Origin of the sequence: Ralstonia condita, assembly GCF_958405655.1 — a bacterium.
Taxonomy (GTDB): domain Bacteria; phylum Pseudomonadota; class Gammaproteobacteria; order Burkholderiales; family Burkholderiaceae; genus Ralstonia; species Ralstonia condita.
Genome location: NZ_CATYWO010000004.1, coordinates 180,386 through 206,336 on the forward strand (window position 1 = coordinate 180,386; position 25,951 = coordinate 206,336).

Annotated in this window: 26 protein-coding genes, 1 tRNA gene and 2 pseudogenes; 16 read left to right on the forward strand and 13 right to left on the reverse strand. The window is 64.5% G+C overall.

Annotated features, from left to right (window positions below; translation table 11 throughout):
* Together R2N03_RS14605 and R2N03_RS14610 are read left to right on the forward strand one after the other, a co-directional pair.
* Complete coding sequence (locus tag R2N03_RS14605; protein WP_316658295.1) at nucleotides 1-666, forward strand: DsbA family protein; 666 nt, start codon at nucleotides 1-3, stop codon at nucleotides 664-666.
* Nucleotides 667-746: 80 nt separating this feature from the next.
* A complete protein-coding gene (locus tag R2N03_RS14610; protein ID WP_316658296.1) occupies nucleotides 747-1,151 on the forward strand; it encodes a bacteriohemerythrin in 405 nt (134 codons plus the stop codon).
* Between the two features lie 67 nt (nucleotides 1,152-1,218).
* Here R2N03_RS14610 and R2N03_RS14615 read toward each other — a convergent pair whose 3' ends face one another.
* Nucleotides 1,219-2,121, reverse strand: coding sequence for a tRNA threonylcarbamoyladenosine dehydratase (locus R2N03_RS14615; protein ID WP_316658297.1), 903 nt, complete (start codon nucleotides 2,119-2,121; stop codon nucleotides 1,219-1,221).
* Nucleotides 2,122-2,205: 84 nt separating this feature from the next.
* On the opposite strand from R2N03_RS14615, the gene R2N03_RS14620 reads away from it, so the two are divergent.
* Nucleotides 2,206-4,488 (forward strand): AsmA family protein, encoded by a 2,283-nt coding sequence (locus R2N03_RS14620; RefSeq protein ID WP_316658298.1) that lies wholly within the window; start codon nucleotides 2,206-2,208, stop codon nucleotides 4,486-4,488.
* A 7-nt stretch (nucleotides 4,489-4,495) separates the two neighbouring features.
* Here R2N03_RS14620 and R2N03_RS14625 read toward each other — a convergent pair whose 3' ends face one another.
* From R2N03_RS14625 to R2N03_RS14635, 3 genes are read right to left on the reverse strand one after another with little or no spacing between them, the layout of a single operon-like run.
* A complete protein-coding gene (locus tag R2N03_RS14625) occupies nucleotides 4,496-5,779 on the reverse strand; it encodes a c-type cytochrome (RefSeq protein WP_316658299.1) in 1,284 nt (427 codons plus the stop codon).
* Between the two features lies 1 nt (nucleotide 5,780).
* Nucleotides 5,781-7,391, reverse strand: coding sequence for a GMC family oxidoreductase (locus R2N03_RS14630; protein ID WP_316658300.1), 1,611 nt, complete (start codon nucleotides 7,389-7,391; stop codon nucleotides 5,781-5,783).
* Nucleotides 7,391-7,876 carry a sugar dehydrogenase complex small subunit gene (locus tag R2N03_RS14635; RefSeq protein ID WP_316658301.1) on the reverse strand — a complete coding sequence of 162 codons (486 nt, stop codon included), beginning with the start codon at nucleotides 7,874-7,876 and terminating at the stop codon, nucleotides 7,391-7,393. The genes R2N03_RS14630 and R2N03_RS14635 overlap by 1 nt, the downstream gene beginning before the upstream one ends.
* 208 nt (nucleotides 7,877-8,084) lie before the next feature.
* Here R2N03_RS14635 and pdxH point away from each other — a divergent pair, with 208 nt between their 5' ends.
* The 3 genes and pseudogenes from pdxH (at nucleotide 8,085) to R2N03_RS14650 (ending at nucleotide 11,237) form a co-directional block, all read left to right on the forward strand.
* Entirely contained in the window at nucleotides 8,085-8,723 is a 639-nt protein-coding gene (gene pdxH / locus R2N03_RS14640; RefSeq protein WP_316658302.1) for a pyridoxamine 5'-phosphate oxidase, read from the forward strand.
* 203 nt (nucleotides 8,724-8,926) lie between these two features.
* Nucleotides 8,927-10,147, forward strand: a complete 1,221-nt coding sequence (locus tag R2N03_RS14645) for a class I SAM-dependent methyltransferase (protein WP_316658303.1) — start codon at nucleotides 8,927-8,929, stop codon at nucleotides 10,145-10,147.
* A 4-nt stretch (nucleotides 10,148-10,151) separates the two neighbouring features.
* Nucleotides 10,152-11,237: pseudogene (locus tag R2N03_RS14650) on the forward strand (DUF72 domain-containing protein).
* Between the two features lie 7 nt (nucleotides 11,238-11,244).
* On the opposite strand, the gene msrA reads toward R2N03_RS14650, so the two are convergent.
* Nucleotides 11,245-11,805 carry a peptide-methionine (S)-S-oxide reductase MsrA gene (msrA, locus tag R2N03_RS14655; protein WP_316658304.1) on the reverse strand — a complete coding sequence of 187 codons (561 nt, stop codon included), beginning with the start codon at nucleotides 11,803-11,805 and terminating at the stop codon, nucleotides 11,245-11,247.
* 184 nt (nucleotides 11,806-11,989) lie between these two features.
* Between msrA and R2N03_RS14660 the strand changes: the two genes are divergently transcribed.
* The gene (locus tag R2N03_RS14660; RefSeq protein ID WP_316658597.1) at nucleotides 11,990-12,556 is read left to right on the forward strand and encodes a flavin reductase family protein; all 567 of its coding nucleotides are present in this window, start codon (nucleotides 11,990-11,992) and stop codon (nucleotides 12,554-12,556) included.
* A 9-nt stretch (nucleotides 12,557-12,565) separates the two neighbouring features.
* On the opposite strand, the gene R2N03_RS14665 is transcribed toward R2N03_RS14660, so the two are convergent.
* Nucleotides 12,566-12,772 (reverse strand): DUF3079 domain-containing protein, encoded by a 207-nt coding sequence (locus R2N03_RS14665; RefSeq protein WP_316658305.1) that lies wholly within the window; start codon nucleotides 12,770-12,772, stop codon nucleotides 12,566-12,568.
* A 74-nt stretch (nucleotides 12,773-12,846) separates the two neighbouring features.
* Complete coding sequence (locus tag R2N03_RS14670) at nucleotides 12,847-13,371, reverse strand: Lrp/AsnC family transcriptional regulator (RefSeq protein WP_316658306.1); 525 nt, start codon at nucleotides 13,369-13,371, stop codon at nucleotides 12,847-12,849.
* A gap of 158 nt (nucleotides 13,372-13,529) precedes the next feature.
* Here R2N03_RS14670 and kynB point away from each other — a divergent pair, with 158 nt between their 5' ends.
* Genes kynB through kynA form a run of 3 tightly spaced genes read left to right on the forward strand, consistent with a single transcriptional unit; the run spans nucleotide 13,530 to nucleotide 16,338 of the window.
* On the forward strand, nucleotides 13,530-14,159 hold the full coding sequence (gene kynB / locus R2N03_RS14675) for an arylformamidase (protein ID WP_428984412.1): 630 nt from the start codon (nucleotides 13,530-13,532) through the stop codon (nucleotides 14,157-14,159).
* A gap of 39 nt (nucleotides 14,160-14,198) precedes the next feature.
* Entirely contained in the window at nucleotides 14,199-15,452 is a 1,254-nt protein-coding gene (gene kynU / locus R2N03_RS14680) for a kynureninase (protein ID WP_316658307.1), read from the forward strand.
* Between the two features lie 49 nt (nucleotides 15,453-15,501).
* Nucleotides 15,502-16,338: a tryptophan 2,3-dioxygenase gene (kynA, locus tag R2N03_RS14685; RefSeq protein WP_428984416.1), complete on the forward strand. Its 837-nt coding sequence runs from the start codon at nucleotides 15,502-15,504 to the stop codon at nucleotides 16,336-16,338.
* 10 nt (nucleotides 16,339-16,348) lie between these two features.
* Here kynA and R2N03_RS14690 read toward each other — a convergent pair whose 3' ends face one another.
* Complete coding sequence (locus R2N03_RS14690; RefSeq protein WP_316658309.1) at nucleotides 16,349-17,173, reverse strand: IclR family transcriptional regulator; 825 nt, start codon at nucleotides 17,171-17,173, stop codon at nucleotides 16,349-16,351.
* Between the two features lie 103 nt (nucleotides 17,174-17,276).
* Here R2N03_RS14690 and R2N03_RS14695 point away from each other — a divergent pair, with 103 nt between their 5' ends.
* Both R2N03_RS14695 and R2N03_RS14700 read left to right on the forward strand, forming a co-directional pair.
* Entirely contained in the window at nucleotides 17,277-18,470 is a 1,194-nt protein-coding gene (locus tag R2N03_RS14695; RefSeq protein ID WP_316658310.1) for an acyl-CoA dehydrogenase, read from the forward strand.
* A gap of 473 nt (nucleotides 18,471-18,943) precedes the next feature.
* A pseudogene (locus tag R2N03_RS14700) lies at nucleotides 18,944-20,263 on the forward strand (NCS2 family permease); the annotation flags it as partial.
* A gap of 148 nt (nucleotides 20,264-20,411) precedes the next feature.
* Here R2N03_RS14700 and R2N03_RS14705 read toward each other — a convergent pair.
* The gene (locus R2N03_RS14705) at nucleotides 20,412-21,050 is read right to left on the reverse strand and encodes a peroxiredoxin (RefSeq protein ID WP_316658312.1); all 639 of its coding nucleotides are present in this window, start codon (nucleotides 21,048-21,050) and stop codon (nucleotides 20,412-20,414) included.
* Between the two features lie 285 nt (nucleotides 21,051-21,335).
* Between R2N03_RS14705 and R2N03_RS14710 the strand changes: the two genes are divergently transcribed.
* The 3 genes from R2N03_RS14710 to R2N03_RS14720 all read left to right on the forward strand — a co-directional run bounded on the left by R2N03_RS14710 (nucleotide 21,336) and on the right by R2N03_RS14720 (nucleotide 22,702).
* On the forward strand, nucleotides 21,336-21,662 hold the full coding sequence (locus R2N03_RS14710; protein WP_316658313.1) for an ElaB/YgaM/YqjD family protein: 327 nt from the start codon (nucleotides 21,336-21,338) through the stop codon (nucleotides 21,660-21,662).
* Between the two features lie 141 nt (nucleotides 21,663-21,803).
* Nucleotides 21,804-22,181 (forward strand): phage holin family protein, encoded by a 378-nt coding sequence (locus R2N03_RS14715; protein ID WP_316658314.1) that lies wholly within the window; start codon nucleotides 21,804-21,806, stop codon nucleotides 22,179-22,181.
* On the forward strand, nucleotides 22,178-22,702 hold the full coding sequence (locus tag R2N03_RS14720; RefSeq protein ID WP_316658316.1) for a DUF3318 domain-containing protein: 525 nt from the start codon (nucleotides 22,178-22,180) through the stop codon (nucleotides 22,700-22,702). Before R2N03_RS14715 ends, R2N03_RS14720 begins: the two co-directional genes overlap by 4 nt.
* A gap of 58 nt (nucleotides 22,703-22,760) precedes the next feature.
* On the opposite strand, the gene R2N03_RS14725 is transcribed toward R2N03_RS14720, so the two are convergent.
* Nucleotides 22,761-23,135 (reverse strand): hypothetical protein, encoded by a 375-nt coding sequence (locus tag R2N03_RS14725; RefSeq protein ID WP_316658317.1) that lies wholly within the window; start codon nucleotides 23,133-23,135, stop codon nucleotides 22,761-22,763.
* Between the two features lie 534 nt (nucleotides 23,136-23,669).
* Here R2N03_RS14725 and R2N03_RS14730 point away from each other — a divergent pair.
* Nucleotides 23,670-24,131 carry an NUDIX hydrolase gene (locus R2N03_RS14730; protein ID WP_316658319.1) on the forward strand — a complete coding sequence of 154 codons (462 nt, stop codon included), beginning with the start codon at nucleotides 23,670-23,672 and terminating at the stop codon, nucleotides 24,129-24,131.
* On the opposite strand, the gene R2N03_RS14735 is transcribed toward R2N03_RS14730, so the two are convergent.
* The 3 genes from R2N03_RS14735 to R2N03_RS14745 form a co-directional block, all read right to left on the reverse strand.
* Complete coding sequence (locus R2N03_RS14735; protein WP_316658320.1) at nucleotides 24,128-24,631, reverse strand: nucleoside 2-deoxyribosyltransferase; 504 nt, start codon at nucleotides 24,629-24,631, stop codon at nucleotides 24,128-24,130. The two genes, R2N03_RS14730 and R2N03_RS14735, sit on opposite strands and share 4 nt — an antisense overlap.
* 82 nt (nucleotides 24,632-24,713) lie before the next feature.
* Nucleotides 24,714-24,789 (reverse strand) — tRNA-Lys (locus R2N03_RS14740).
* A gap of 46 nt (nucleotides 24,790-24,835) precedes the next feature.
* On the reverse strand, nucleotides 24,836-25,951 hold the full coding sequence (locus R2N03_RS14745) for a YeeE/YedE family protein (RefSeq protein WP_316658322.1): 1,116 nt from the start codon (nucleotides 25,949-25,951) through the stop codon (nucleotides 24,836-24,838).

Below are 25,951 nucleotides of genomic sequence, written 5' to 3' on the forward strand. Positions count from 1 at the left end.
ATGCGCCTCATCTATGTCGCCGACCCCATGTGCTCCTGGTGCTATGGATTCGGCCCGCAACTCGCCGATCTGCGCGAGCGCCTTGCCGACACGCTGGGCGCACCGATACCCGTTACGCTCATCACGGGTGGCCTGCGCCCCGGCCAGCGTGAGCCGCTGGCGCCCGAGAAGCGCGAGGAGATCCTCCACCACTGGCATGCAGTGGCCGAGCGCAGCGGCATGCCGTTCAACCCATCGCCGGATGTGGCCATGCGCCGCGATGGCTTCGTCTACGACACCGAGCCCGCTTGCCGCGCCACCGTCCTGGCACGAGAGCACTGGGGCGAGCACGACGAACGCGTGCTTGCGGTCTTTCACGACATCCAGCGCGCCTTTTATGCCGAGGGCCGTGACACGACGCAGGCCGACGTGCTGCGCGAGGTTGCGGTCGCCCACGGCATCGACCCAGCCCACTTCGATGCGGTATTCGACACCGAAGCGCTGCGCCATGAAACGCGCGAAGACTTCCGCCTCTCGCGCCGCTGGGGCATCAATGGCTTCCCCAGCCTGCTGACCGAACTGGATGGCACGCTGTATCAGATCGGGCGGGGTTATGCGCCGTCGGAGGCGCTCTATGCACGTGCCGTGGAAGTGCTGCAGCAGCATCCCGCGCCACGCACAAACTGATCCGTTTGCCCGGCATCAAACCGGGACGGGTCAGCCGTCGCTAAGCTGATCCCCTCGTCCACCTCATTCCACCGCCCGCCATGCCCGTGATCGAATGGTCCGAGGCGCTCCAGCTTGGAGATGCCGCCACCGACGCCAACCACGCCGAATTCTGCGCGCTGCTCAACGCCGTGTCCGACGCCTCGGACACGGACTTCATCCCTGCGCTCGATGCGTTCATCGACCACACCGAACATCACTTTGCTGAAGAGAACGGCTGGATGGATGCGGCGGATTTTCCTCCGCGCCACTGCCACCACGGTGAGCACGACAACGTGCTGGCGCTCTGCCGCGAGGTCCGCAAGCGCGCGGCCGCGGGCGAAATGGAACTGGGGCGCCGGCTGGTCGCGGAATTACCCGCGTGGTTCGCCCAGCACGTGGACGTGATGGACCGGATGATGACGATGTATCTGGCGCAGATGCGCGATACAGCGCACGCGGGCTGAAACCCGGAGCATCGATCGCCTGCGGCGTGCCAACCGCCGCCAGGCGCCTCCTGCAACAGCGGGCTTGCTATACGGCGGCCATCGCCCGCAGCACCGTCGACGCCGCCACCATGCCAAACACGGCCGTCACGCACACCGACGAGCCGAAGCCTGCACAGGCCAGGCCTTGCGGACCCTGCGCCGGCTGCGGCGCCGGCGGGACATTCACCACTTCAATCGCACCTGCCGCGGCCAGATCATCAATGCCGGCATGGCTGGACTCGACCGGCACCTCGACAGCGCACGCCTGCTGCTCGGGCTCGGGATAGCGTAGCGGTTCGTCCGAGTACACCGCATCGATGCCGAAGCGCACCTTGGGGTCCCGCGCGAAACCATGCTGGCGGCGCAGGTTACCGCGCACCTTGGCCAGCAGCGGGTCCTGGATCGTGCGGGAGAGGTCTGTCACTCGAATGCGCGTCGGATCCAGTTGGCCACCCGCCGCTCCGCATGTCACCACGCGCTTGCCGGTACGCTTGCAGAACGCGACGATGGCGGTCTTGACCTTGACTGCGTCAATGGCATCGATCACATAGTCGAACGGATGGCCGAGCAGCGCCTCGACGTTTTCCATGGTCACGAAGTCGTCAATGCGACTGATCTCGGCGCGTGGATTGATCTGCAGGATGCGCTCGGCCATGGCATCGACCTTGGCCATGCCATAGGCGTCTCCGAGGGCATGAATCTGGCGGTTCGTGTTGGAAACGGCGATGTGGTCGAGGTCGATCAGCGTGAGCTTTCCGACACCGCAGCGGGCAACGGCTTCGGCCGCCCACGAGCCCACGCCGCCGATGCCGATGACGCAAACATGCGCTGCCGCAAACCGCTCCAGCGCCTGCGGGCCGTAAAGGCGGGCAACACCGCCAAACCGGCGTGCGTACTCCTCGTCGAGGATGGGCGGATGCGCGGGCGCGCTGATTGCTACGTGGCTCATGACACAATTGGATCGGAACTGCGCCGAACTATATATCAATGCGCGCAGTCGGATTTTTGTGTGCGGCATCCCAACAAGAACATCATGCGGACTTCCGGCAAGCTCGCCCTCGGACTGGTCATCACACCCGTCGTCATCGTGGCGGCGGCGGTCATCTTCGTGCTGACCTTCGACTGGAATCGCGCCAAGCCCTACCTGAACGACCGTGTCTCGCAGGCCATCGGACGTCCGTTCGCCATCAACGGCGACCTGATGCTCACCTGGAAGAAGCCCGACGGCGAATCGGGCTGGCGGGCCTATGTGCCGTGGCCACGTCTGATCGCCAACGACATCACCATCGGCAATCCGGATTGGGCCAGGCAGCCGCATGTGGCGACGATCCACCAGCTCACGTTCGTGCTAGAGGCGCTGCCGCTGCTTGCGCATCGCATCGTCATCCCGAGCGTCACGCTCGATACGCCCTCCATCGCGCTGGAGCGCGACAAGCAGAACCGCAACAACTGGACGTTCCACCTGGCCGGCAGCGAAGGAAGCGATGGCAAGCCTTCAGACTGGAAACTGGACTTGCGTGAAATCGCCTTCAGCAAGGGCTCGCTGGCGCTGGACGATGACCTCAAGCGCATTCACCTCGCCGCCACCATCGACACGGTCGACCGCCAGGCGCTGTACGCCGCGGCCAGCGGCACGACCATCAGGGGGGAAGACCCGCCGGCCAAGGCGCCGAACGGCCCCGACGCTGCGGCGTCCGGCGCCGAGGCGCGGGAGCGAGTCGCGCCCGATCCGCGACAGCCCTACGGCATCGCATGGACGGTCAAGGGCACATATAACAACGCCGCGATCAAGGGCAGCGGCAAGGCGGGTGGCGTGCTGCGCCTGCAGGACGCGCAACGCCCGTACCCGCTGCAGGCCGATGTGACCGTCGGCAAGACGCGCATCGATCTGGCCGGCACGCTGACCAACCCCGCCAGCCTGACGGCATTGGACCTGCGACTGCACCTGTCGGGCGCCAGCATGGCGCAGTTGTATCCGCTGACGGGCGTGGTGCTGCCCGATACGCCGCCGTTCGACACGCGCGGGCGCCTCATCGGCGAACTGCGCAAGCAAGGGTCGACGTGGCGCTATGAGAAATTCACGGGCCGCGTGGGCGGTTCCGATCTGGGCGGCACCCTGAACTTTGCAATGCGAGAGCCCCGGCCGCAGTTGACGGGCGAACTGGTCTCGCATCAACTGCTGTTTGCTGACCTTGCGCCAATCATTGGCGCCGACTCCAACGCCAGCAAGGCCAAGCGCGCCGATCCGAGCGCAGACCCTGACGACAGCAAGACCGTGCGCCAGCCCGCCGACAAAGTGCTGCCGGTCGAACCCTTCCGCACTGATCGCTGGAACGCCATCGATGCCGACGTGAAATTCACCGGGGAGCGCATCGTCCACACCGCGGATCTGCCGATCGATCACCTCGTCACGCATATCAAACTGCAGGGCGCAGTCCTCACGCTCGATCCGCTCAACTTCGGCATTGCGGGTGGCACGCTCGCCTCGAACATCCAGCTCGACGGCCACGCTACCCCGATGCAGGCACGCGCGGCGCTGACGGCGCGGCACTTCAAGATCAAGCAATTGTTTCCGAAAATCGAATCCATGCGCGCGAGCGTGGGCGAGATCAACGGTGACGCACGACTGTCCGCGACAGGCAACTCCGTTGCCACGCTGCTCGGCTCGTCCAACGGCCAGCTCAAGATCCTCGTGGAGCAAGGCACCATCAGCAAGTTCATCCTCGAAGCGATGGGGCTGAATGTCGGCAACGTGATCCTGACCAAGCTCTTTGGCGACAAACAGGTCAGCATCAATTGCGCAGCCGGCGATTTTGCCGTCAGCGACGGGCTGGCGCAGGCGCGCACATTCGTAGTGGACACGCAGGACGCCGTGATCGACGTCACGGGCGCGACAAGCCTCAAGAAAGAGACCCTCGACTTCACCATTCACCCGGATTCAAAAGGGCTGCGCGTGTTCTCGCTGCGCACGCCGCTGTACGTGAAAGGCACGTACAAACGTCCGGATGTGTCGGTCAACCCCGCCGTGGTGGCTCTGCGGGCGGGCGGCGCGGTCGCGCTGGCGTTCGCCGCACCGGTGGCGGCGGTGCTGCCCGTGCTCGAACTCAAGCCTGCGCCGGATAGCCCATGCGGCAAGCTCCTGGCCGAAGTACGCCAGCGCCCGACCGCGCCTGCGCCGGGCAAGATCGAACGCGACACGAAACCGGCCCGCACGCCAAAGGGCGCCCCGGGAGCGGCGCCCGCCAATCGCGACGCCGCTCCGCCTCAACGCCCCACCGCCCCCACATCGCGTGACCCGCTTACCAGCGGAGGGTGAAGCGCCCTTAATTGGCCGAACGCCGCTTCGCGATGTCCTCTGCCGTCATCTGAGGCGTGGCCGGGTCACCGAACTGGCGCGTCACGTAGTTGGTCAGCGCGGCGAGCTGCGCGTCAGACAGCTCACGTCCGAACGCCGGCATGCCGATATGGCGGTCACCCGCCTTGCGCGCGATACCGAACAGCATGACCTGCACGAGGTTGGTGGTGTCGCGCGCGCCCACCGTGGAGTTGTGCAGCAGCGGCGGATAGTAGCCGTCGGGCGTGCCGCGCCCATCGGCCTGGTGGCACGTGGCGCAATTGCCGAGATAGAGCCGCGCTGCATTGAGGGTGGTCTCGATCGGCGTGCCGCGCAGTGCAATGACGTCCGTAGCCGGCTTGCCCCAATCCTGACGCGCACGCTCCAAGTTGTCGCTCACCGCCGGAACGCTGCGCAGATACTCGGCGATGGCCCCCAGGTCTTGCGTCGTCATGCGCGAGAAGCTGTGCTGCACCGCCTCGCCCATCGGCCCCGCTGCCTGCGCCACGCCCGACACGCTGCCGGTACGCAAGTACTGCACGATCTGTTCGGACTTCCATGCGCCAATGCCGCTGGTCGGGTCCGCGGTGATGTTGAACGCTGTCCAGCCCGCGAGGGTGGACCCGGCCAGATACCCCTTGCCGCGCTCGTCCATGGCCTTCTCTTGCATGGCGATGCCGCGTGGCGTGTGGCAAGTGCCGCAGTGCGCGAGCCCCTGTACGAGATAGGCGCCGCGGTTCCACGTCGGCGGCTTGTCGCCCCTGGGGATGTACGGTTCGCGCTTGAGGAAGACCAGGTTCCACAACTTCAGCGGCCAACGCATGTTCAGCGGCCAGCGGATCGTGCCCGGCGGTGGATCGTTCTGCACGGGCGCCACGCCATCGCGGAAGTACGCGTAGAGGTCGCGCATGTCCGCGTCATTGATTTTCGCGAAAGACGGGTATGGCATGGCCGGATACAGGTTGTTGCCTTCGTCGTCCACCCCCTGACGCACAGCCCGCTCAAAGTCTTCGTAACTCCAATTGCCGATGCCGGTCTTTTCGTCTGGCGTAATGTTGCTCGTGTAGATCGTGCCCAGCATCGGAATCTGCATCGGCAAGCCGCCGGCAAAGGGCTTGCCGCTGGGCGCCGTATGGCAGGCCGCGCAGTCCGCCGCAATGGCGAGGTATTCGCCGCGCTTGATTTGCGCAGTGTCAGCGGGCGTGTCCTTGGCCCAGGCATTGGCCACCAGACCGGTCAGCAACAGCAGAGAGAAAGAAGCGATCGTCTTCATCTCACGCCTCCTTCTTCAGTTGGTCAGCAATGCGCAGTGCCAGTGCCGCGATGGTCAGCGTCACGTTGACGGTGCCCACGGTCGGCATGGTGGAACTGCTGCTGATGAACAGGTTCGGGTGGTCGAACGTCCGGCAATCCTTGTCGACCACGGAGTCTTTCGGATCGGCGCCCATGATGGTTGCGCCGGTGATGTGGTTGTTGGGCGCGAAGTCGTCGTGGAACTCCACATTGGTGCCGCCCATCACTTGCGCTGCCGTCGCATAGACCTCGCGCGTATGCACGGCGCTGCGTTTGACGTAGTCGTCAATGTGGTACGTGATCTCGGGGCGCGGAATACCGATGGCATCGACCTCGGTCGCGCTCGGCACGATGCGGTTTTCCGGCAGCGGCAGGATCTCGTGAAAACTGTCGAACTGCACGTAGCGCGCGGCCTGGTCGCGGATGCGCGCATCCAGTTCAACGGGCTTGATGAGCTTGCCTTCCTTGAAGATGCGCTGCGTCTCCTGCTCAATGCGCGAGATGTTCGACAGGTGCAGTTTCTTGCCAGCCTGCGTGGCACGGAACGGCCCATCGCGAAAGCCGATCAGCGAGGTCATTTCCTGTGGCCCGCGCCCCGGCCATAGCTTGCGGTCGGCATAGAAGCTCACGCCGGTGCCGGGGTGGTCCATCAGGTTGCGCCCCACCATGTCGGAGCTGTTGCCCACACCCTTCGGAAAATCCTGGCTGGTGGACATCAGCATCAGCTTGGGCGTTTCGATGCCGTTGGCGGCCAGCACGAACCACTTGCCTTCCACGCGGTGCTCGGCGCCTTTCGAGTCCTTGTAGCGCGCGGCCACGATGCGCTTGTTGGGGCCGACTTCGAGCTTGAAGACCACGGCGTTCTCGATCAGCCGGGCGCCGGCCTGCTCGGCTTTCTCCACGTGCACGATGCCGTTGTACATCGCGCCGATCGGGCAGATCGGCATGCAGTTGTTATTGCCGCAGCAGGTCGGGCGGCCGTCGTACGGGCGGCTGTTGCGCGCCACCGGCTCGGTCACCACGCGGAAGCTCGCGTCGTGCGCATTGAGCGCTTCCTTGATCGTGCGCTCATTGAACGAGAGCGGCAGCGGCGCCATGGGATACGGCTGGCTGCGCGGCGAGCCCAGATCTTCGTCGTTCGGGCCCCACACGCCCAGGGCCTCTTCGGCCAGGCCGTAATAGCGTTCAAGATCCTGATACTGGATCGGCCAGTCGCGCGCGATGCCGTACACACTGCGCAGCTTGAAGTCGTTCGGCAAGAAGCGCCACGTCGATGCGGCCCAGTGCCACGTCGTGCCGCCCACCGCCCGGATGTACTGCGAGTTGAACTGGTGCTCGCCCTTTAGCACGAGGTAGTTGTTGGGCGGGCCATATTCCGGATGCGGTGCCCATGGCGTCGACGGATACGGCGCCATGAAATCCATCTTGTCGGCCTGATTGCGGAAGCGCTCGACGATCTCCCAGCGCGGCAGGCGCGGGCCGGCTTCGAGCATCAGCACCGACTTGCCCGCACGCGCCAGCTCGTAAGCCACCAGCGCCCCGGCCACGCCGGAGCCCACCACCACGATATCGGCTTGTTGGGTATCGGCCATCAGGCTTGCCTCTCGACAGGGGGTTCGGCCCAGAAGCCGGGCTGGTTGGGGCAGTATGTGCGGATGACCAGCGTGTCGGAGACCACGCTGTACATCAGCGCCTGCTCGTACGTGACGACATTGCCGTCGACCACACCCAGGTACCACGCTTCCAGAATCTGCAGCGCCGTCTTCTGCTGTGCGTCGGACAGCGAGCCCGCTGCCAATGCCTGCGCCAGCGGCCGCAATTGCGCGGCAAAGTCGGCACTGGATTTGCCCAGCGCCGCCAGCAATCGCGTGCCAACGGCGCGGTCCAGTGCAGGCCGCGCCGTCAGCGCCTGTGACAACGCCATGAAGGCATCGAGCGATTCAGTCGGGGCCTGGGCGACCGCACGCAATACCTGCGAGCCCGCCAGCCCGGCCGCGGCCAGCGCCAATGTGCCCTGCAGCCACTGACGTCGCGTCAGGCCGGCAGCGGTGTCGGGAAAATGGGAACGGGGGGCCATTTCGACATCCTGTTGAAATTTTTGTGGGGAAGATGGCAGGCGCCGCCAGCCTGACGCCCTTGACTAGCCAATATAGGCGGCGCCCAGCGGACCGCCAGAACAGACGCGGAAGCGCAAAACGTGCCAGCCTGTGCTTGCGCAGGCGCAAACGGCGGCCGCCGATGTTTGTCTATACTCGGCCCGTTTGCCCGACGATCCTTTGCCGCCCATGACATCCATTGCCGATATCCGCACCGAATACGCCCGCGCCTCGCTCGACATCGTCGATGTCGACGCCAACCCGCTGCGCCAGTTTCACCGCTGGTTCGACGAAGCCCTCAAGGCGGAGGTAGCCGAGGTCAACGCCATGGCGCTCGCCACCGTCGACGCGCACGGCCAGCCAGCGGCGCGCATTGTACTGCTCAAGAATCTGGACGAACGCGGCTTCACCTTTTTTACCAATTACGCCAGCCACAAGGGTGAGGAGCTGGCTGCCAACCCCCGGGCGGCACTGCTGTTCCACTGGGTGGGGCTGGAGCGGCAGGTGCGCATCCAGGGCATCGTCGAAAAGGTGAGCGAGGCCGAGAGCGACGCGTACTACCATTCGCGCCCGCTCGGCTCACGGCTGGGCGCCTGGGCCTCGGAGCAGAGCAGCGAAGTGCCCAACCGCGCCACGCTGGAAGCACGCGAAGCCGAATACAGGCAGCGCTTTGGCGATGCGCCGCCCCGCCCGCCACACTGGGGCGGCTACCGTCTGCTGCCTGAGCGGATGGAGTTCTGGCAAGGCCGCCCGTCCCGCCTGCACGATCGGCTGGAATACCGCAAGCAGCCCGACGGTGGCTGGACCATCGTCCGTCTGGCACCCTGATCGGCCAATCTGATAACGCGGCGCAAGAGACAATTGCGCAGCGCGGCATTCCGGCACGGCATTTGCTGCCCCAGCAAATGCCGTGGCCGCGCCCGCAAGACCCGCACAGCACAATGGAAAAGTTTGTCGTAAGCTGAAGTGATCCGCTCGGGCGGTACGCCGTTGGCCGCGCCCGAATCCGTGCACCGTAGGGAGGCATCGACATGTTTTTCCAACAGGCGATTGACCGCAAGCTCGAACAGTGGATCAAGGATATCCGCGACTCTGCCAACCTCCCGATCCGCCTGCGCCTATGGAATGGCGATCAATACGAGCTGGGCCGGTTCGATCAGCCGCGCGTCACGCTCACGGTGCGCGAGGCGAGCGCCCTGCCGCTGCTGCTCTCCCCCACCCTGAACAATCTCGGCGAAGCGTACGTCCAGGAGAAGATCGACCTGGATGGGAAGCTTCCCGACATCATCAACGTGGGCTACGGCCTGGCCGCCGCCGCAGCGGCCGGCAGCGGTAACGCGCTGGCTCGCGTGGTACGCCACTTTTCCCATACGAAAGACGGCGACAAGGAAGCGATCCAATATCACTACGACGTCTCCAACGACTTCTACAAGGTGTGGCTGGACGAAAACATGGTGTATTCGTGCGCCTACTTCGAAAACGGCGACGAGACGCTCGATGACGCGCAGCTCAAGAAGATCGACCACATCCTGACCAAGATCCGCCTGCAGCCCGGGCAGACGCTGCTCGACATCGGCTGCGGCTGGGGCGCATTGGTGCTGCGCGCCGCGCAGAAGTACGGCGCGCGTTGCGTGGGCGTGACGCTGTCGCAAAACCAGTACGACCTTGCGCGCGAGCGCGTGAAGGCGGCCGGCCTGGAAGACCGCATCGACATCCGCATTCAGGACTACCGCGATCTCACAGGCAGGTTTGATCGCATCACCAGCGTCGGTATGTTCGAGCACGTCGGGCGCAAGAACCTACCGGCTTACTTCCGGCGCATCCACGATCTGCTCGCCGACGATGGCGTCGCCATGAACCACGGCATCACGTCGTCCGATACGGCGGGCGGCGAAAGCTCGATGGGCGGCGGCGATTTCATCGATCGCTACGTCTTTCCGCAAGGCGAGCTTCCTCATATCTCGCAGGCGTTGAGCGCCGCACAGGATGGTGGCCTGGAAGCGCTTGACGTCGAAAGCCTGCGCCGCCACTATGCGCGCACGCTCGAGCACTGGGCCGAGCGCTTCGAGAGCAACCGCGAGACCATCCGCACGATGGTCGGCGAAAAGAAGTACCGCATCTGGCGTGTCTATCTGGCCGGCTGCGGGCACGCCTTCGACACCGACGAAATCTCGATCTTCCAGACGGTCCTTCAGCGAGCCGGCAAGTCGGCGGCGTCGATCCCATGGTCGCGCCGCTACATCTACGCGTGACTCATTGACAGCAAGCGCCCCCATCGACGATCTGTTCGGGTCGCCACCCACACTCGGTGACCCGGCAGCAACCCAGCCAGCCAACCTTGCCGCCAAACCCAAGCGGCTGCCGGCCCGCCAGGGCGTGCAGCCAGCCACGGTCGCGCCTGAGGTGACCGCGCTCGCGCAGCGCCTGCCGCGCGGCCTGCGCATCGGCACGTCGTCGTGGTCGTATCCCGGCTGGGACGGGCTGGTGTATGCGGGCGAGTATTCCGAATCCATGCTCGCGCGCAAGGGGCTGGCGGCCTATGCGCGGCACCCGCTGCTGCGCACGGTCAGCATCGATCGCGGCTTCTACGCGCCGATCCCGCTCGCAGACTACGTCGCGTACGCGGCGAGCGTGCCCGAAGACTTCCGCTTTGCGGTCAAGGCGCCGGCCGCCGTGTGCGATGCGTGGATCCGCGAACTGGACGGGCGCGGGCGCATGGCCAACCCAGCGTTCCTGAATGCGGAATTCGCCGTACGGGACTTCGTTGAACCCGCCACGCGCGGCTTGGGAAGGCGCTGTGGGCCGCTGGTGTTCCAGTTGTCCCCCCTCGGCGCGCTGGCTGAAGATGCCCTTGGCTTTGTTGAACGGCTTGGAGCCTTCCTGCGTGCGCTGCCGCCGCTCGACCCGCAGCTCGGTCCCGATGCGGTCTATGCAGTGGAGTTGCGCGACGCCACCCTGCTCACGCCGCGCTTCATCAAGATGCTGCGCGCGGCCGGCGTACGCTACTGCGTTGGCCTGCACGAACGGATGCCTGCCGCAGATCGGCAAGCGGCCGCCGTTGCCCTGCTGGATGAAGGCGCAGGCGGTCCGCTGGTGGTGCGCTGAAACCTGAACAGCCGCTATCGATATGCGCAGGCCGAGGCGGCCTACAAGCCATTCGACAAGCTGGTCGACGAAGATCCGTTCTCACGCGACACCCTGGCCGACATGGCCGTCGCAGCGCTGGCAGCGGGGCGCACGGTGACGATCCTGGTGAGCAACAAGGCCGAGGGATCATCGCCCCTGTCGTGCATCAAGCTGGCAGAGGCCATCGCCGCGCGCCTGCCAGCCGGTACGGCGTAAGCCTCCTCTACCCTTGCAGGCGGTGGGCGAACTGCCTGCGGAACTTCGCGACCTTGGGCGAGATGACGAAGGCACAGTAACCCTGCGCGGGATGGTCGCGGAAGTAGTTCTGATGCTCGTCCTCCGCGCGCCAGAAGGTCACCTTGCCATCCGCGGCATCCACCAGCTCGGTGACGATCGGCGCCCCAAAGATGTCCTGGGCGGCGAGCTCGGCAACGACGGCTTGCGCGATCTCCCATTGCCCGGGCGTTTGCGCAAAGATGGCGGAGCGATACTGCGTGCCGACATCGTTACCCTGACGGTTCGGCGTGGTCGGATCGTGGATGGCGAAAAAGATCTGCAGGATGTCGCGATACGGAATCACGGCTGGATCGAATTGCAGCTTCACCACTTCGGCGTGGCCGGTGCCGCCGGTGCATACCGCGCGATAGCTCGGACGATCGACGTGGCCGCCGGCATAACCCGACACCACGCTGTGCACGCCCTGCACTTGCTGGAAAACAGCCTCCAGGCACCAGAAGCAGCCTCCGCCCAGCACGGCGGTTTCAAGGGCGCGTTGTTCGGTCATTCAGGTTCTCCTGCTAGGTTGGTCGGGCTGCCATTGGTCGGCAGAGAAAGCGCATCCTGACACGAGCCGGAGCATGTGTGCACGACGTCACGCAAAGCCCTACGGGCGGGCGGCCTATGCGGCGTCCGTTACAATTGGGGTATCACTCTCGATTGTTTTCATGAACCACCACGGAGCCATTCCCATGGATGCGCGCGACAGCGGATCGCCTGCGCGCGCACCGTCTGCGCATGGCCGCGCCGCCCCGCCTGACTTTGATGCGGCGCACTTCCGGCGCGCGCTGTCCCAGTTTGCCACCGGCGTGACTGTCGTCACCACGCGCTCGGCCGCCGGCCCGGGCAAGCCGGCGTATGTCGGCGTGACGGCCAGTTCATTCAATTCTGTGTCGCTGGACCCGCCGCTGGTGCTGTGGAGCCTGGGCACCCAGGCGAATTCGTTTCCGCTCTTTCACAGCGGTTCGCACTACATGATCAACATCCTGGCAGCGTCGCAGCTGGAGCTGTGCAAGCGGTTCGCCACGCTCAAGGGCGACCGCTTCGCCGACGTGGAATATGCCCTGAGCCCGACCGGCCTGCCGATCCTTGCGCAATCGCTGGCGTGGTTCGAATGCCATAACCGCAGCCGCTACGACGAGGGCGACCATGTCATCTTCGTGGGCGAGGTGGAGCGCTGCGGCGTGGTTGATGCCCAGGGCGCACCGTTGGTGTTCCATCGCGGCGCGTTTTCATCGCTGCGGCCGATCGACGAGTAGCCCGCCGCATCATGCGGGGCCGGTCGCCTTGTGCGCAGGCTCGGTTTCGATGCCCCAATCGCCCCATTCGTACCAGTCGTCGCCGAGCAGTTCGGCGGGGTGCTGGGTGCGGCCCGAGCCATTGCCGCAGCCCAGCGCATCGGTTGGGCAATACTTGTCGCATCCCCAGCAGATCCGCTCGGGATGCACAGGATGCAGCGGGAATTTCTTGGCCATGGCCCGGCTCCGGTCGACAACATAAGCCGACTATCCGCGCACACTCGCAGTAGGGGATTGATCCTCGTCAGAAGTCAGCTCGCCTTGTCGCGCTTGCGCGCCCCGGCCTCCAACGGCCGTACGCCGCGCGCCTCCATCAGCAGGGCCAGCCCACCCTCGCGGTCCTTGATGGTCCGCAGGACGATGTTCGAGCGAATGTCCATCACGCCAGGCGTCTTGTACAACCGCTCGATGATGAACTCGGAGTAATGCTGCAGGCTCGGCGCCTGCACGCGCAGGATGTAGTTGCAGTCGCCGGTGATGATGTATGCGGCCACGATCTCGGGCCAAGTCTGCACGGCGGCCATGAACGTCTCATGCCATCCGGTCACGTCCTGCCGCATCGACACCTGCACGATCGCCTCCAGCTCCAGCCCAAGCGCTCCCCGGCCCAGTTGTGCCCGATAACCGGTGATGGCGCCGCCCTCTTCCAATAGCCGTACCCGCCGCAAGCACGCCGAGGGCGACAGCGCCACGCGCTCGGCCAGGTCCTGATTACTGATGCGGCCGTCCTCCTGCAGCGCCTGGAGAATGCGCAGATCGGTGGTGTCGAGTTGCATTTGTCGTATGAAATTGTTTATCTATTCGCTTAACTTGCATTTTATGCGAATCGAAGCGCTTTCACGCACGAATATGCAAACCCATTGCGCGCGGATTTCCCTATCATTCCGGCACGGATTCTCGTTTTTTCACACGCGTTTTCTGCATCGGAGCCGCCTTGGAACGCATGTTGTGGGACATCAGCCCCGCCCTCTCGACCGCGACCCCCACGTGGCCCGGTGATACGCCGTTTTCGCAGGAAATTGCGTGGAAGCTCGAAGGCGAGTGCCCGGTCAACGTCGGCCGCATCACCCTGTCGCCGCACACCGGCGCACATGCCGATGCGCCGCTGCATTACCGGGCCGATGGCGCGCCGATCGGAGACGTCCCGCTGGACGCTTACCTCGGGCCCTGCCGCGTCATCCACTGCGTGGGCGTTGCCCGCGTCGAACCGGAGCACGTGCGCGATGCGCTGAGCGGCACGCCGCCGCGCGTGCTGCTGCGGACATACACCCGGACGCCCCAGACCGCGTGGGACGACAACTTCACCGCCGTCGCGCCGGCAACCATCGCGCTGCTCGCCGCGCACGGTGTCCGGTTGGTTGGCGTCGATACGGCCTCGCTCGATCCGCAACGCTCCAAAACCATGGACGCGCACCACGCCGTCGGCCAGCACGGCCTTGCCATTCTCGAGGGGCTCGTGCTCGACGAGGTGCCCGCCGGTGACTACGAACTGATCGCCCTGCCGCTCAAGTTCGCCACGCTCGATGCGAGCCCGGTGCGCGCCGTGCTGCGCAGCCTGCCCTGACCCCTGAGAACCAACGCATTCATCGCCCCCAGACCCACCATGACCATCACCCGAAACGCGTGTCTTGAACGCGACGCGGCCGATCCGATCGCCCCGCTGCGCGAAGCCTTTGCCTTGCCTGAAGGCGTGATCTACCTCGACGGTAACTCGCTTGGTGCGCGCCCGAAGGCGGCACTCGCCCGCGCGCAGGAAGTCGTCGCCCACGAATGGGGCGATGGCCTCATCCGCAGCTGGAACCAGGCCGGCTGGTTTGAGCTGCCGCGGCGCCTCGGTAACAAGCTGGCCCCGCTCATTGGCGCGCGCCAGGATGAAGTGGTCGTCACCGACGCCACGTCGATCAACCTGTTCAAGGTGCTGGCCGCGGCGATTCGCGTGCAGCGCGAAGACGCGCCCGGCCGCAAGATCATCGTCTCGGAGACACACAACTTCCCGACCGATCTGTACATCGCCGAAGGCCTGGCGGATCTGCTGCGCGACGGTTACAGACTGCGCCTGATCGACTCACCTGATGCACTCGAAGGCGCGCTCGGCGACGATGTGGCGGTCACCATGCTCACGCACGTGAACTACAAGAGCGGCCACATGTACGACATGGCGGCCGTTTCGGCGCTGGCGCACAAGCACGGCGCCCTGGCCATCTGGGATCTCGCGCACTCGGCGGGCGCGGTGCCGGTCGACCTGCATGCCGGCGGCGCCGATTACGCCATCGGGTGCACCTACAAATACCTGAACGGCGGCCCCGGTTCGCCGGCTTTCGTATGGGTCGCACCAAAACTTCGCGACCGCTTCTGGCAACCGCTGTCGGGCTGGTGGGGCCACGCGCGGCCGTTCGCGATGGAATCGCGCTACGACGCCGGGGCGGGCATCGGCCGCTTCCTGTGCGGCACGCAGCCGATCACGTCGATGGCAATGGTGGAATGCGGGCTCGACATCTTCGCGCAGACGTCGATGGCCGCCCTGCGTGCCAAATCGCTTGCGCTGACCGACCTCTTCATCACGCTGGTCGAGACGCGCTGCGCCGGCCTTCCGCTCACGCTCGTCACGCCACGCGACCACGCCATCCGCGGCAGCCATGTCAGCTACGAACATCCGAACGGCTACGCAGTGGTGCAGGCCCTGATTGCACGCGGCGTCATCGGCGACTACCGCGAGCCTCGCATCATGCGCTTCGGCTTCACGCCGCTGTACACGAGCTTTGCCGACGTGTGGGATGCCGTGGAGGTGCTGCGCGATGTGCTCGAGACTGGCGCGTGGCAATCGTCCCAATTCAACGAACGTACGCTGGTGACCTGAAATGACCGACACGACTCAACCCGCCGCGCCCGCTGCATCGGGCTGCCCCATGCACGGTGGACAAGGCGAGCGCTGGCACGACGCGCAGATGGACTTCTCGCAGTCGATGAGCTACGGCGATTACCTCTCGCTCGATCAGATCCTGAACGCGCAGCATCCGCGCTCGCCGGATCACAACGAGATGCTGTTCATCGTGCAGCATCAAACCACCGAGCTGTGGATGAAGCTGATGCTGCACGAACTGCGCGCCGCGCGCGACTGCGTACGTAACGACAATCTGCCGCCCGCGTTCAAGATGCTCGCCCGCGTCTCGCGCATCATGGATCAGCTCGTGCAAGCGTGGAACGTGCTCGCGACGATGACGCCGCCGGAATACTCGGCGATGCGCCCGCATTTGGGGCGGTCGTCGGGCTTCCAGTCGTACCAGTACCGCGAGATCGAGTTCATCCTGGGCAACAAGAATGCGGCGATGCTCAAGCCGCACGCCCACCGACCCGAACATGCTGAGCAGGTGAAAGCGGCGCTTGAAACGCCTTCGTTATACGACGAAGCCGTGCGCTACATGGCCCGCCATGGCTTTACTTTCGACGCCGAATGCGTCGAGCGGGATTGGTCCCGCCCGGTCACCTATAACGCGTCAGTCGAAGCGGCGTGGCTGGAGGTGTACCGCAATCCGACGCACCATTGGGAGCTCTACGAACTGGCCGAGAAGTTCGTCGATCTGGAAGACGCCTTCCGCCAATGGCGCTTCCGCCATGTGACCACGGTCGAACGCGTGATCGGCTTCAAGCGCGGGACCGGCGGCACCGAAGGCGTGGGCTACCTACGCAAGATGCTCGACGTTGTGCTGTTCCCGGAACTGTGGAAACTGCGCACCGACCTCTGACGGAGGCGGCTCAGGCGGGCTCGACCACCTGGCCGAGCCGCGCCGCGAACTCGCGTAGCGCGGGCGCGAGTTCATCGCGGATTCGCCCGGCATCGGCCGAAGCATGCGGCGCGCTGCAGCTCACGACATAGGGCTCGCGCTGGCTGGGCGCGAAGAACGCCACGGCGCATGCGTGGATGGCCGGATGCCAGTCGCGTAGCGATACCGCGTAGCCATTGCGTACGCCGGCCTTCACCGCATCATCTGCCGCAGCGCCTTCCGCTGCCCATTGCGCCGGCTGCTGCGTGCGCAACGCCTCGTAAAGGCGCTCGCGCCGCCCCGCGGGCAACGAAGCGAGATACGCCCGCCCCATTGAGCTCGACAGCATCGAGAGCCGCGAACCCACACCCAGCCCCGACGATCCGCTCATCCCGGGGCTGTCATGGCGAATCGTTTCCAGATACACCATATCGAGGCGATCCCGCTTGCCCAACGAGATCGACACGCCATGCTTCTGGGCAAACGCGCTCATGTGGGGCCGCGCGAGCTGCACCACGTCGCTAGACGCCAGATAGGCGAAGCCGAGCGCCAGTACGCCCGCGTCGAGCCCGTACTTGCCGAGGGCCTCGTCGTAGCGCAGATAGCCGAGGGAGACGAGCGTGCCGGCCAGCCGGCTGACCGTTGCCTTGGGAAAGCCGGTGCGGCGGACGAACTCCTGATTGCCGAGGAGCGTGTCGCCAGGGCGGAACGCGCGCAGCAATTCCAACCCGCGCGCGAGCGCCGTGACGAAGTTCGGGTCCGCGGATTCAACGGGCGAGGCGGCAAATTCGGGATCGCCGAGGCGTGTCGTGCTCATGGGAAAAAACGGCTGGAAATCGTCGGTGGTTGCGCTATGATAGCTCTCAATTTCGAAACTGTGTTCCGTATAACGGAACCACAATAACTCGGAGACTATCGCCGTGACTGCTCGCAACGCCTTCAACTGGGCCGACCCTCTGCTGCTCGATCAACAACTGACTGACGACGAGCGCATGGTGCGCGACGCCGCCGCGTCCTACTGCCAGGACAAGCTGATGCCGCGCGTGCTGGAGTCGTTCCGTCATGAAAAGACCGATGCGTCGATCTTTCGCGAAATGGGCGAGCTGGGTCTGCTGGGCCCGACGATTCCCGAGCAGTACGGCGGCCCGGGCCTGAACTACGTCAGCTACGGCCTGATTGCACGTGAGGTCGAGCGCGTGGACTCGGGCTATCGCTCGATGATGAGCGTGCAGTCGTCGCTGGTGATGGTGCCGATCTACGAGTTCGGCAGCGAGGCGCAAAAGCAGAAGTACCTGCCCAAGCTGGCCCGTGGCGAGTGGATCGGCTGCTTCGGCCTGACCGAGCCGAACCATGGGTCCGACCCGGCATCGATGGTGACGCGCGCCAAGAAGGTCGAGGGCGGCTATTCGCTGTCGGGCGCGAAGATGTGGATCACCAATTCGCCCATCGCCGATGTGTTCGTCGTGTGGGCCAAGCTGCCGAACGACAATGGTGAGGACGAAATCCGCGGCTTCATCCTCGAGAAGGGCTGGAAGGGTCTGACCGCACCCGCCATTCACGGCAAGGTGGGCCTGCGCACATCGCTCACCGGTGAAATCGTACTCGACGAAGTGTTCGTGCCCGAAGAGAACCTGATGCCGGGCGTGCGCGGGCTGAAGGGCCCGTTCACGTGCCTGAACTCGGCGCGCTACGGCATTGCGTGGGGTGCACTCGGCGCGGCAGAAGCCTGCTGGCATATCGCGCGCCAGTACGTGCTCGACCGCAAGCAGTTCGGCCGCCCGCTGGCAGCCAACCAGCTCATCCAGAAGAAACTCGCCGACATGCAGACCGAAATCACGCTTGGGCTCCAAGGTTGCCTGCGTCTGGGCCGCATGAAGGACGAAGGCACGGCTGCGGTGGAAATCACGTCGATCATGAAGCGCAACTCGTGCGGCAAGTCGCTCGACATTGCCCGCATGGCCCGCGACATGTTGGGCGGCAACGGCATCTCCGATGAATTCGGCGTGATCCGCCACGTGGTGAACCTGGAGGTGGTCAACACCTATGAAGGCACGCACGACATCCACGCGCTGATCCTGGGCCGCGCACAGACTGGCATTCAGGCCTTCTTCTGATTGCCCTGTGTTTCTCTGGCGAGTTGATGCACACTCGTGCACGACTCGCCACACGCGTCGCCGCATCTCCCGCCCGTCCTGGGCACGGTTGTTCTCCCACCCTCGCGATATACCAATTTGCAAATGACCGGGATACGCCACGCCGGATGAAACGGCTGTAGGCGCGCGTCTATGCTTCGCTCCAAGTGCCAACGGATCGTTTGGTCGGCACGCCCTCACACCGATAGAACAGGCGCGCGATCCACACGCAGGTTGCAGCGCCACGCGACAAAACCAATCGCGAGACAACGGTCTGGAGAATGCCGGCGCGCGTACGCAGGCACCCGTACCGATATCAAAACCAGAACAGGACACCTTACGCGGACGACACAGAGCGGCCGGCGCGGAGTCCTGCCAGGAGACAACCCACCATGGCTGAACAGTCCATTCCATCGACGACGGAACTCGGCGCCGCCGGCTTTGCCGACGCGCGTGCCGTCGATCGCTATTTCCAGATTTCCGCGCGTGGCAGTACGCAACGCCGCGAGGTGGTGGCTGGCATCACCACGTTCATGGCGATGGTGTACGCCGTGTTCGTCGTGCCGGGCATGCTCGGCAAGGCGGGCTTTGATACCAGCGCTGTCTTTGTCGCGGTGTGCCTGACCACCGCATTTGGTTCGCTATTGATGGGTCTGTGGGCCAAGCTGCCCATCGCCATCGGTTGTGCGATCTCGCTCACCGCGTTCATGGCGTTTGGATTGGTACTCGGACAGAAGCTCTCGCCCGAAGTCGCGCTGGGCGCGGTGTTTTTGATGGGCGTCGTGTTCACCGCCATTTCAGCCACGGGCGTGCGTTCCTGGATTCTGCGCAACCTCCCCTCGGGCGTGGCCCACGGCACCGGCATCGGTATCGGCCTGTTCCTGCTGCTGATCGCGTCGAACGACGTCGGCCTGGTGGTCAAGAACGCCGGGGCCGGCCTCCCCGTGGCGCTGGGTCATGTGACCGCCTTCCCGGTGATGATGTCGGTCCTGGGGCTGGCCGCGATCTTCGGCATGGAGCGCCGACGCGTGCCGGGTGGCATTCTGATCGTGATCGTCGCCATTTCGATCCTGGGCCTGGTCTTCGATCCTGCAGTGAAGTTCACCGGCGTGTTCGCCCTGCCCTCGCTCAGCACGCCAGGCCATGCCTCGCTGATCGGCGCGATGGACATTCGCGGTGCACTGTCCGCGGCGGTCCTGCCGAGCGTGCTGGCGCTGGTGATGACCGCCGTGTTCGACGCGACCGGCACGATCCGGGCGGTGGCGGGCCAGGCAGGTCTGCTCGACGACAAGGGCCACATCACCAACGGGGGCCGCGCCCTGACGGCCGATTCCATCAGCTCGATTTTCTCGGCGTTCTTCGGCGGCGCTCCGGCAGCGGCGTATATCGAGTCGACGGTGGGCGTGGCGGCTGGGGGCAAGACCGGCCTGACGGCTGTCGTGGTGGGTGTGCTGTTCCTGGCGGTGATGTTTTTCTCGCCGCTGGCCGGCCTGGTGCCGTCGTATGCGACCGCGCCCGCGCTGATGTATGTCGGCCTGCTGATGCTTTCGAGCGTGAGCAGACTGCATATGGACGACATGGTCGACGCGCTCGCCGGCCTGGTCTGCGCGGTGTTCATCGTGCTGACCTGCAACATCGTCACCGGGATCATGCTTGGCTTCAGCACGCTGGTCATCGGCCGGCTGGTGGCGGGCGAATGGCGCAAGCTGAATGTGGGAACCGTGGCGATCGCCGTGGCCCTGGTCACGTTCTACGCGGGCGGCTGGGCGATCTGACCGCACCGCATCGCGTCGACAAACGACAAACCGGCCAGATCCGAGAGGGCTGGCCGGTTTTCATATGGCGTGGCGCACAACGGCTTGCACTCACGCAAAAAACGCCCGGCGCCAGGGCCGGGCGGCAATCACACTACCAAGGAGCCGGTTACTTGTTGGGCTGCGGCGTCAGGCGCAGATACGGACGCAAGGCCTTGTAGCCCTTCGGGAATTTCTGCTTGAGGACTTCCTCGTCCTTCAGCGACGGCACGATGACGACATCGTCGCCATCCTGCCAGTTACCCGGCGTGGCCACGCTGTGGTGATCGGTCAACTGCAGCGAGTCGATCACGCGCAGCACCTCGTTGAAGTTGCGACCCGTCGACGCCGGATACGTGATGATCAGACGAACCTTCTTGTTCGGGTCGATCACGAACAGCGAGCGCACGGTAAAGGTCTCGCTCGCGTTCGGATGGATCATGTCGTAGAGCTGGGAAACCTTACGGTCCGCGTCGGCAAGGATCGGGAAATTGACCGACGTTTTCTGGGTGTCGTTGATATCGTCGATCCATTTCTTATGCGAATCGACCGGGTCCACCGACAGGGCGATGACCTTGACATTGCGCCTGGCAAATTCGTCCTTGAGCTTGGCAGTCAACCCCAGCTCGGTGGTGCACACCGGCGTGAAGTCGGCCGGGTGCGAAAACAACACGCCCCAGCTATTGCCCAGCCACTCATGGAACTTGATACGACCTTCGCTGGAATCCTGCTCAAAATCGGGGGCGATATCGCCCAAACGTAGAGACATTGCATCCTCCATGCACTGATTGGGAACCACTATAGCCAGATTGCCATCCAACCAAAACGACTATAAATTCACAACAACATCACTTTTTGTCATTAGGCGCGGCATTTGCTGACGGAAGGGTAGAAGGCATGCGCACGTTGCCGGACAATGGCCACCGCTTTGATCCATCGCAGCATGCGCAACGTGGGCGCTTGAAGTTTCACGACACCCACACATATCCTAGCGAATAAGCGCGTCGACATATTGACGATTGCATTCCGCCGATACAAAGCAAGGTGACCGACCATGACGAACACATCCCCCAACCTGGCCGACCCCGTCAATAAGGAGAAACTGATGACCGACGTGAAGACCGTACTGTCCGACGCAGAAGCCCTGCTCAAGCAAGCTGCATCCACCAGCGGTGAAAAAGCCGCCGAGCTGCGCGAGCGCGGCATGGGCTTGCTGCGCCAAGCCAAGGAAAAGGCGCAGGACCTGCAAGACGCTGTGGTCACCAAGAGCAAGGCTGCCGCGCGTGCGACCGACGACTATGTCCACGACCATCCATGGCAAGCTGTCGGCGTGGCGGCAGGCGTGGGCCTGTTGATCGGGCTGCTTCTCAACCGCAAGTAACCTGCCGCGACTTTGCTGGCCGATGGTGCCCCACAATGGGTCGCGCCATCGGCCAGTTGCCTTCTGGCGGTCCCGCTTCGGGCACGGCGCATGCTGCGTCGGCAGCGTCGCCTTTGCCTCGCCCTTTCCCCCGGAACCTTCATGACCGACGACACCAGCCCGAAGCTGTTTGCTTCCCTGAAGAAACTGTCCGGCACGATCGTCTCGATGCTGCAGACGCGGCTTGAGCTTGCCAGCGTTGAACTGGCCGAAGAAAAGGAACGGCTGCTCGGCGTAGCTTTCCTCGGCATGCTTGCCGTGAGCCTGATCGGACTTGCCATCATGACGCTGACGGCGCTCGTGGTGATCCTGTGCTGGGATACGTACCGCTGGCAGTCGCTGGCCATCATGGCCGCGCTCTACGGGCTCGGCGCTGCCGCGTGCCTGTGGAGAGTACGCACGTCGCTGCGTCGCGCGCCGCCGCTGTTCGAAGCCACGCTGGCCGAACTGGACAAAGACCGGGAGATCCTGCGCCGATGACCGATCCGACTCAACACGCGCCATCGCCTGGCGCAGCCCCCGACGGAGCATCGACGGACAGCGCGCGGCATCATGTGCGGCCCTCTCGCCGCGGTAGCCAGACGCGCCTCCCCCTCTCCGTGCGCAAGGAACTTCTGCTCACGCGCGCTGCACTGGAACGATACGATTACGCACAAGCCCGCAGCGACGTGCACCGCGCGGCCAACCATACTTTCAGCCTGGGGGGCCTCGGCGCGTTGCTGCCGAGCGTGATCCGCCCGCTTGCCCGCCCGAATACGCTGATGCGCGCCCTCGGCATTGCGCGGGAATATCCACTCGTGGGCACAGCGATTTCACTCGCCTATGCGGGATTGCGCCGCACCGTTGTGGGCCGGATTGCACGCCGCCTGGGCAAAGTGGGGCTGGTGGCCGGAGCCGCATGGTGGGGCTACCAAAAATGGCAGGAGGCGCAAGGCGGCCAGCCGTCCGCCTCCGCACCCGAACCGGACAGCAACGAGATCATCCCGGGAAGCACTTCCTGAAGTGCGCCAACAAGAAAGGCCGGAGCGATCCGGCCTTTGTCTTTGCGACACTTGAAGATCAGTGCAATGCCACGGGGTGCCGCATGCGTTCCCATCGACGCGCCACGCTCTGGCGCAAGGCAGACAGCCCGTGCGCCTGCGGCGCGGTTTCGTCTGCCGGCGCAGCGGTGAGGCTGGCTTGCGGAGCCACATCCGTGTCATGACCCACGCGGCGGCGACCGTGCCACATCAGCACCCCGCTTGCTGTCCAACCGATGACAAACAAGGTGTCGCCGACATGCATGAGCGAGTCGGGCGAGGTGCCCGCGTGGAAGATCGCCCCCAACATGTCGGGGGGTAGCTCGGCGCAGACCCACAGAAAAATCGCAGGCGCCGATGCAAAGACGCCAGGTTGCCACCATGGGTGGGTCACCTCACTGCTCGCGGTCTCCATGGCGTCCTCCATCGCTTCTTATCGTCGTCTGATCATCGTAAGCCCGGCATGCGCAAATTGCGACCGGCCCGTCGCTGAATGCGATGTCGGATTCATCCGACATGCACAGTGCCTCGGAACACTCAGCCTGCACCATTCAGACTAGGGACTGCCCCGCATGGCATGGGGATCGCGTCGCCATGCGGAGGCCCGCATGCTCGGACCGGTGCAGCGAGAGGAATTCGGCGGAGAGCCGCTGCGCCCGCTTATATGCATAATGCATAGACGCATCGTATTCATGTCGAATCTTGCAAGACACTTCCGGCAACGCCGTGCCGGCGGCCATCCCTCGCGACCGTCGCGACCCGCAGACCGGCATCACACTACGGTGCCCGGCCAGGCATTCCGGATGCGCAACCAGCCGAATGGCGCCTGACGGTCCATATGACGCGAGCGCGGGCAAGCGGCTTTTTTTTGCATCCGGTCGGGCCAGATGGCGTGGAGAAGACATCCACATACACGGTATCCACATGTAGCACGCAGAGGAAAGCTACCATGGTGATCGCAGTGTCCTGCGGCCTCGTGCTGCTCAATGAAGACGCCGAGGTGCTGCTCGCCCACGCCACGGAAACGCGCCATTGGGATATCCCCAAAGGCGCTCCGGAACCCGGTGAGTCGTGCCTGGAGACCGCATTGCGCGAGACACGCGAGGAAACCGGTCTTGTGCTCGACACCCATACGCTGATCGAACTCGGTCGATTTCCATACCGGCGCGACAAGGTGCTTCACCTGTTCGCCACGCGCCTGCGCCGCGCGGAGATTGCGCTCGACACGTTGACATGTACATCGATGTTCAACAGCTACCACACGGGCCGGCGCATCCCAGAAATGGATGATTACCGCTGGGCCAGTGCACCCGACGTGCCGCAGTATGCGAGCCAATCACTCGCGCGGCTGTTTGCAGATGCGTTGACGCTCGCGAGCATCCATGCCCGGCTGATTGACGCCGGGCTCTAGCCGGCGGGGCACGCGCCCGCATAATGGGCTCGCATGCGTTCCAGACATGCGCGTGCGTCGCCGACAACGAGGCGACTGCTGCATGCCAGCATCAGGTTGCGTGGCAGGCCAAAATCCTCCACTGCCCAGCCATCGAGGTCGGTGCCGCCCGTGTTTGGCACCTGTGAGATTAGCGGTACTGGCGGGACGTTGTAGCACCACACGTCCTTGCCCCGCGCGACGGCATATCCGATCTCGAAAGACGTGCCGGAATCCGGCTCATAGCCGCGGAAATCCATGACGTTGGCCATCACCACATCAGCAACGTCGATCAGCGCGATGTTCTGGCGATAAATCTCGGCAGCCGTCGATGGGCCATCAGCCCGCGGGGCGACTGTGTTATCGAGCGGATATAGCCCCGTGAAGCCGTATTCGCCGCAGAGCGTCTTAAGCGTATCGCCGGGCGCAATGGGATCCGGGCGAAAGACGTCTGGGCCGGCAAGGTAGAGACGCAGAGTCATAGGCGTGGGCAAGCGAAGGGCGTGCAAGTGGAAGAGCGCCAAAAACAAAAGGCCCGACATTGCTGTCAGGCCTTCTGGAATTTGGTGGGTCCTGCGCGACTCGAACGCGCGACCAATAGATTAAAAGTCTACTGCTCTACCGACTGAGCTAAGGACCCAAAGACCGCGATTATAGGGAGATGACCGCGTTTCTGTCAACGTTCGTCAGGCGAGGCGCTCAAGCCGCCACATCTGGTAACGGAACGCCAGCACCGCGCCACACAGAATGCCCGCCAATGCAATGAACGAGCCGATGGCAAGTGTCGACACGCCGGACAACCCCTGCCCGATCGTGCAGCCCAGCGCCGTCACGCCGCCTATCCCCATCAGGATGCCCCCGACGATGTGATTGCCGGTGTCTTCGGCATTGGCGAAGCCCTCCCAACGGAAGGTGCGCGTGGCCAGCGCCACCACTGCAGAACCGCTGATCACACCCAGCACGCTGACAATACCCACCGTCAACACGCGCGATGTATCGCTGAAGAACATCAGCCATTCCAGCGTGTACGACACCGGCGCGACGAAGCTCAGTGCTTCCATGCGCCCGCTGTTGGTCGCCACGAATGCTTCCTGCAGCGTGTTCGGATCTTCCTGCACGTAGCCGATGTGGCCCGAGACGTACCACATACCGACAATGACAAGCCCGACGCCGATCCCACCCAGCAGGTTGTCTGCGGTGCGGAAATCCCGCCCCAGCAGCGCCCACAGCGACAGCGCCCCGCCAATCACCAGGGCGAGCGCCAGGCGCAGCTTGCGCACGTCGATCGACAGCGCATGGCCGAGCACGCTGGGCAGATCCTGCGATGTCGGCAACGCCACGGCGACGTTGTCCACCGTCGCCACACGCACGACCCCAAATACGCCCTTGAGAGTCATGTACGCCGACAGGCCGAGGAACACAAACACCACCACGGACTTGAGATTGCCGCCGCCGATGCGAACCAGCGTCTTGCTGCCGCAGCCGGAACCGAGCACCATCCCGAAGCCGAACAACAGGCCGCCCACCAGCGACGACAGCCACAGCAACCGGCTCGCTGTATAGATCGTCTTGCTCGTATCGATCAGGCCCAGCCAAGCCAGCACGCCCGTGCCGATCGTGGCCACGCCGATGGCCAACCCCCACATGCGCATGCGGGACCAATCGCCGATGTTGACGGCGTCGGAGACCGCACCCATCGTGCAGAAGTGCGTGCGCTGAAGGATCGCGCCAAAAACAAACGTGAGCGCAAACGTCGCCCACAGTACGGTGTGCGACAGCGCGTTGAGGTCGATATCGGGCAT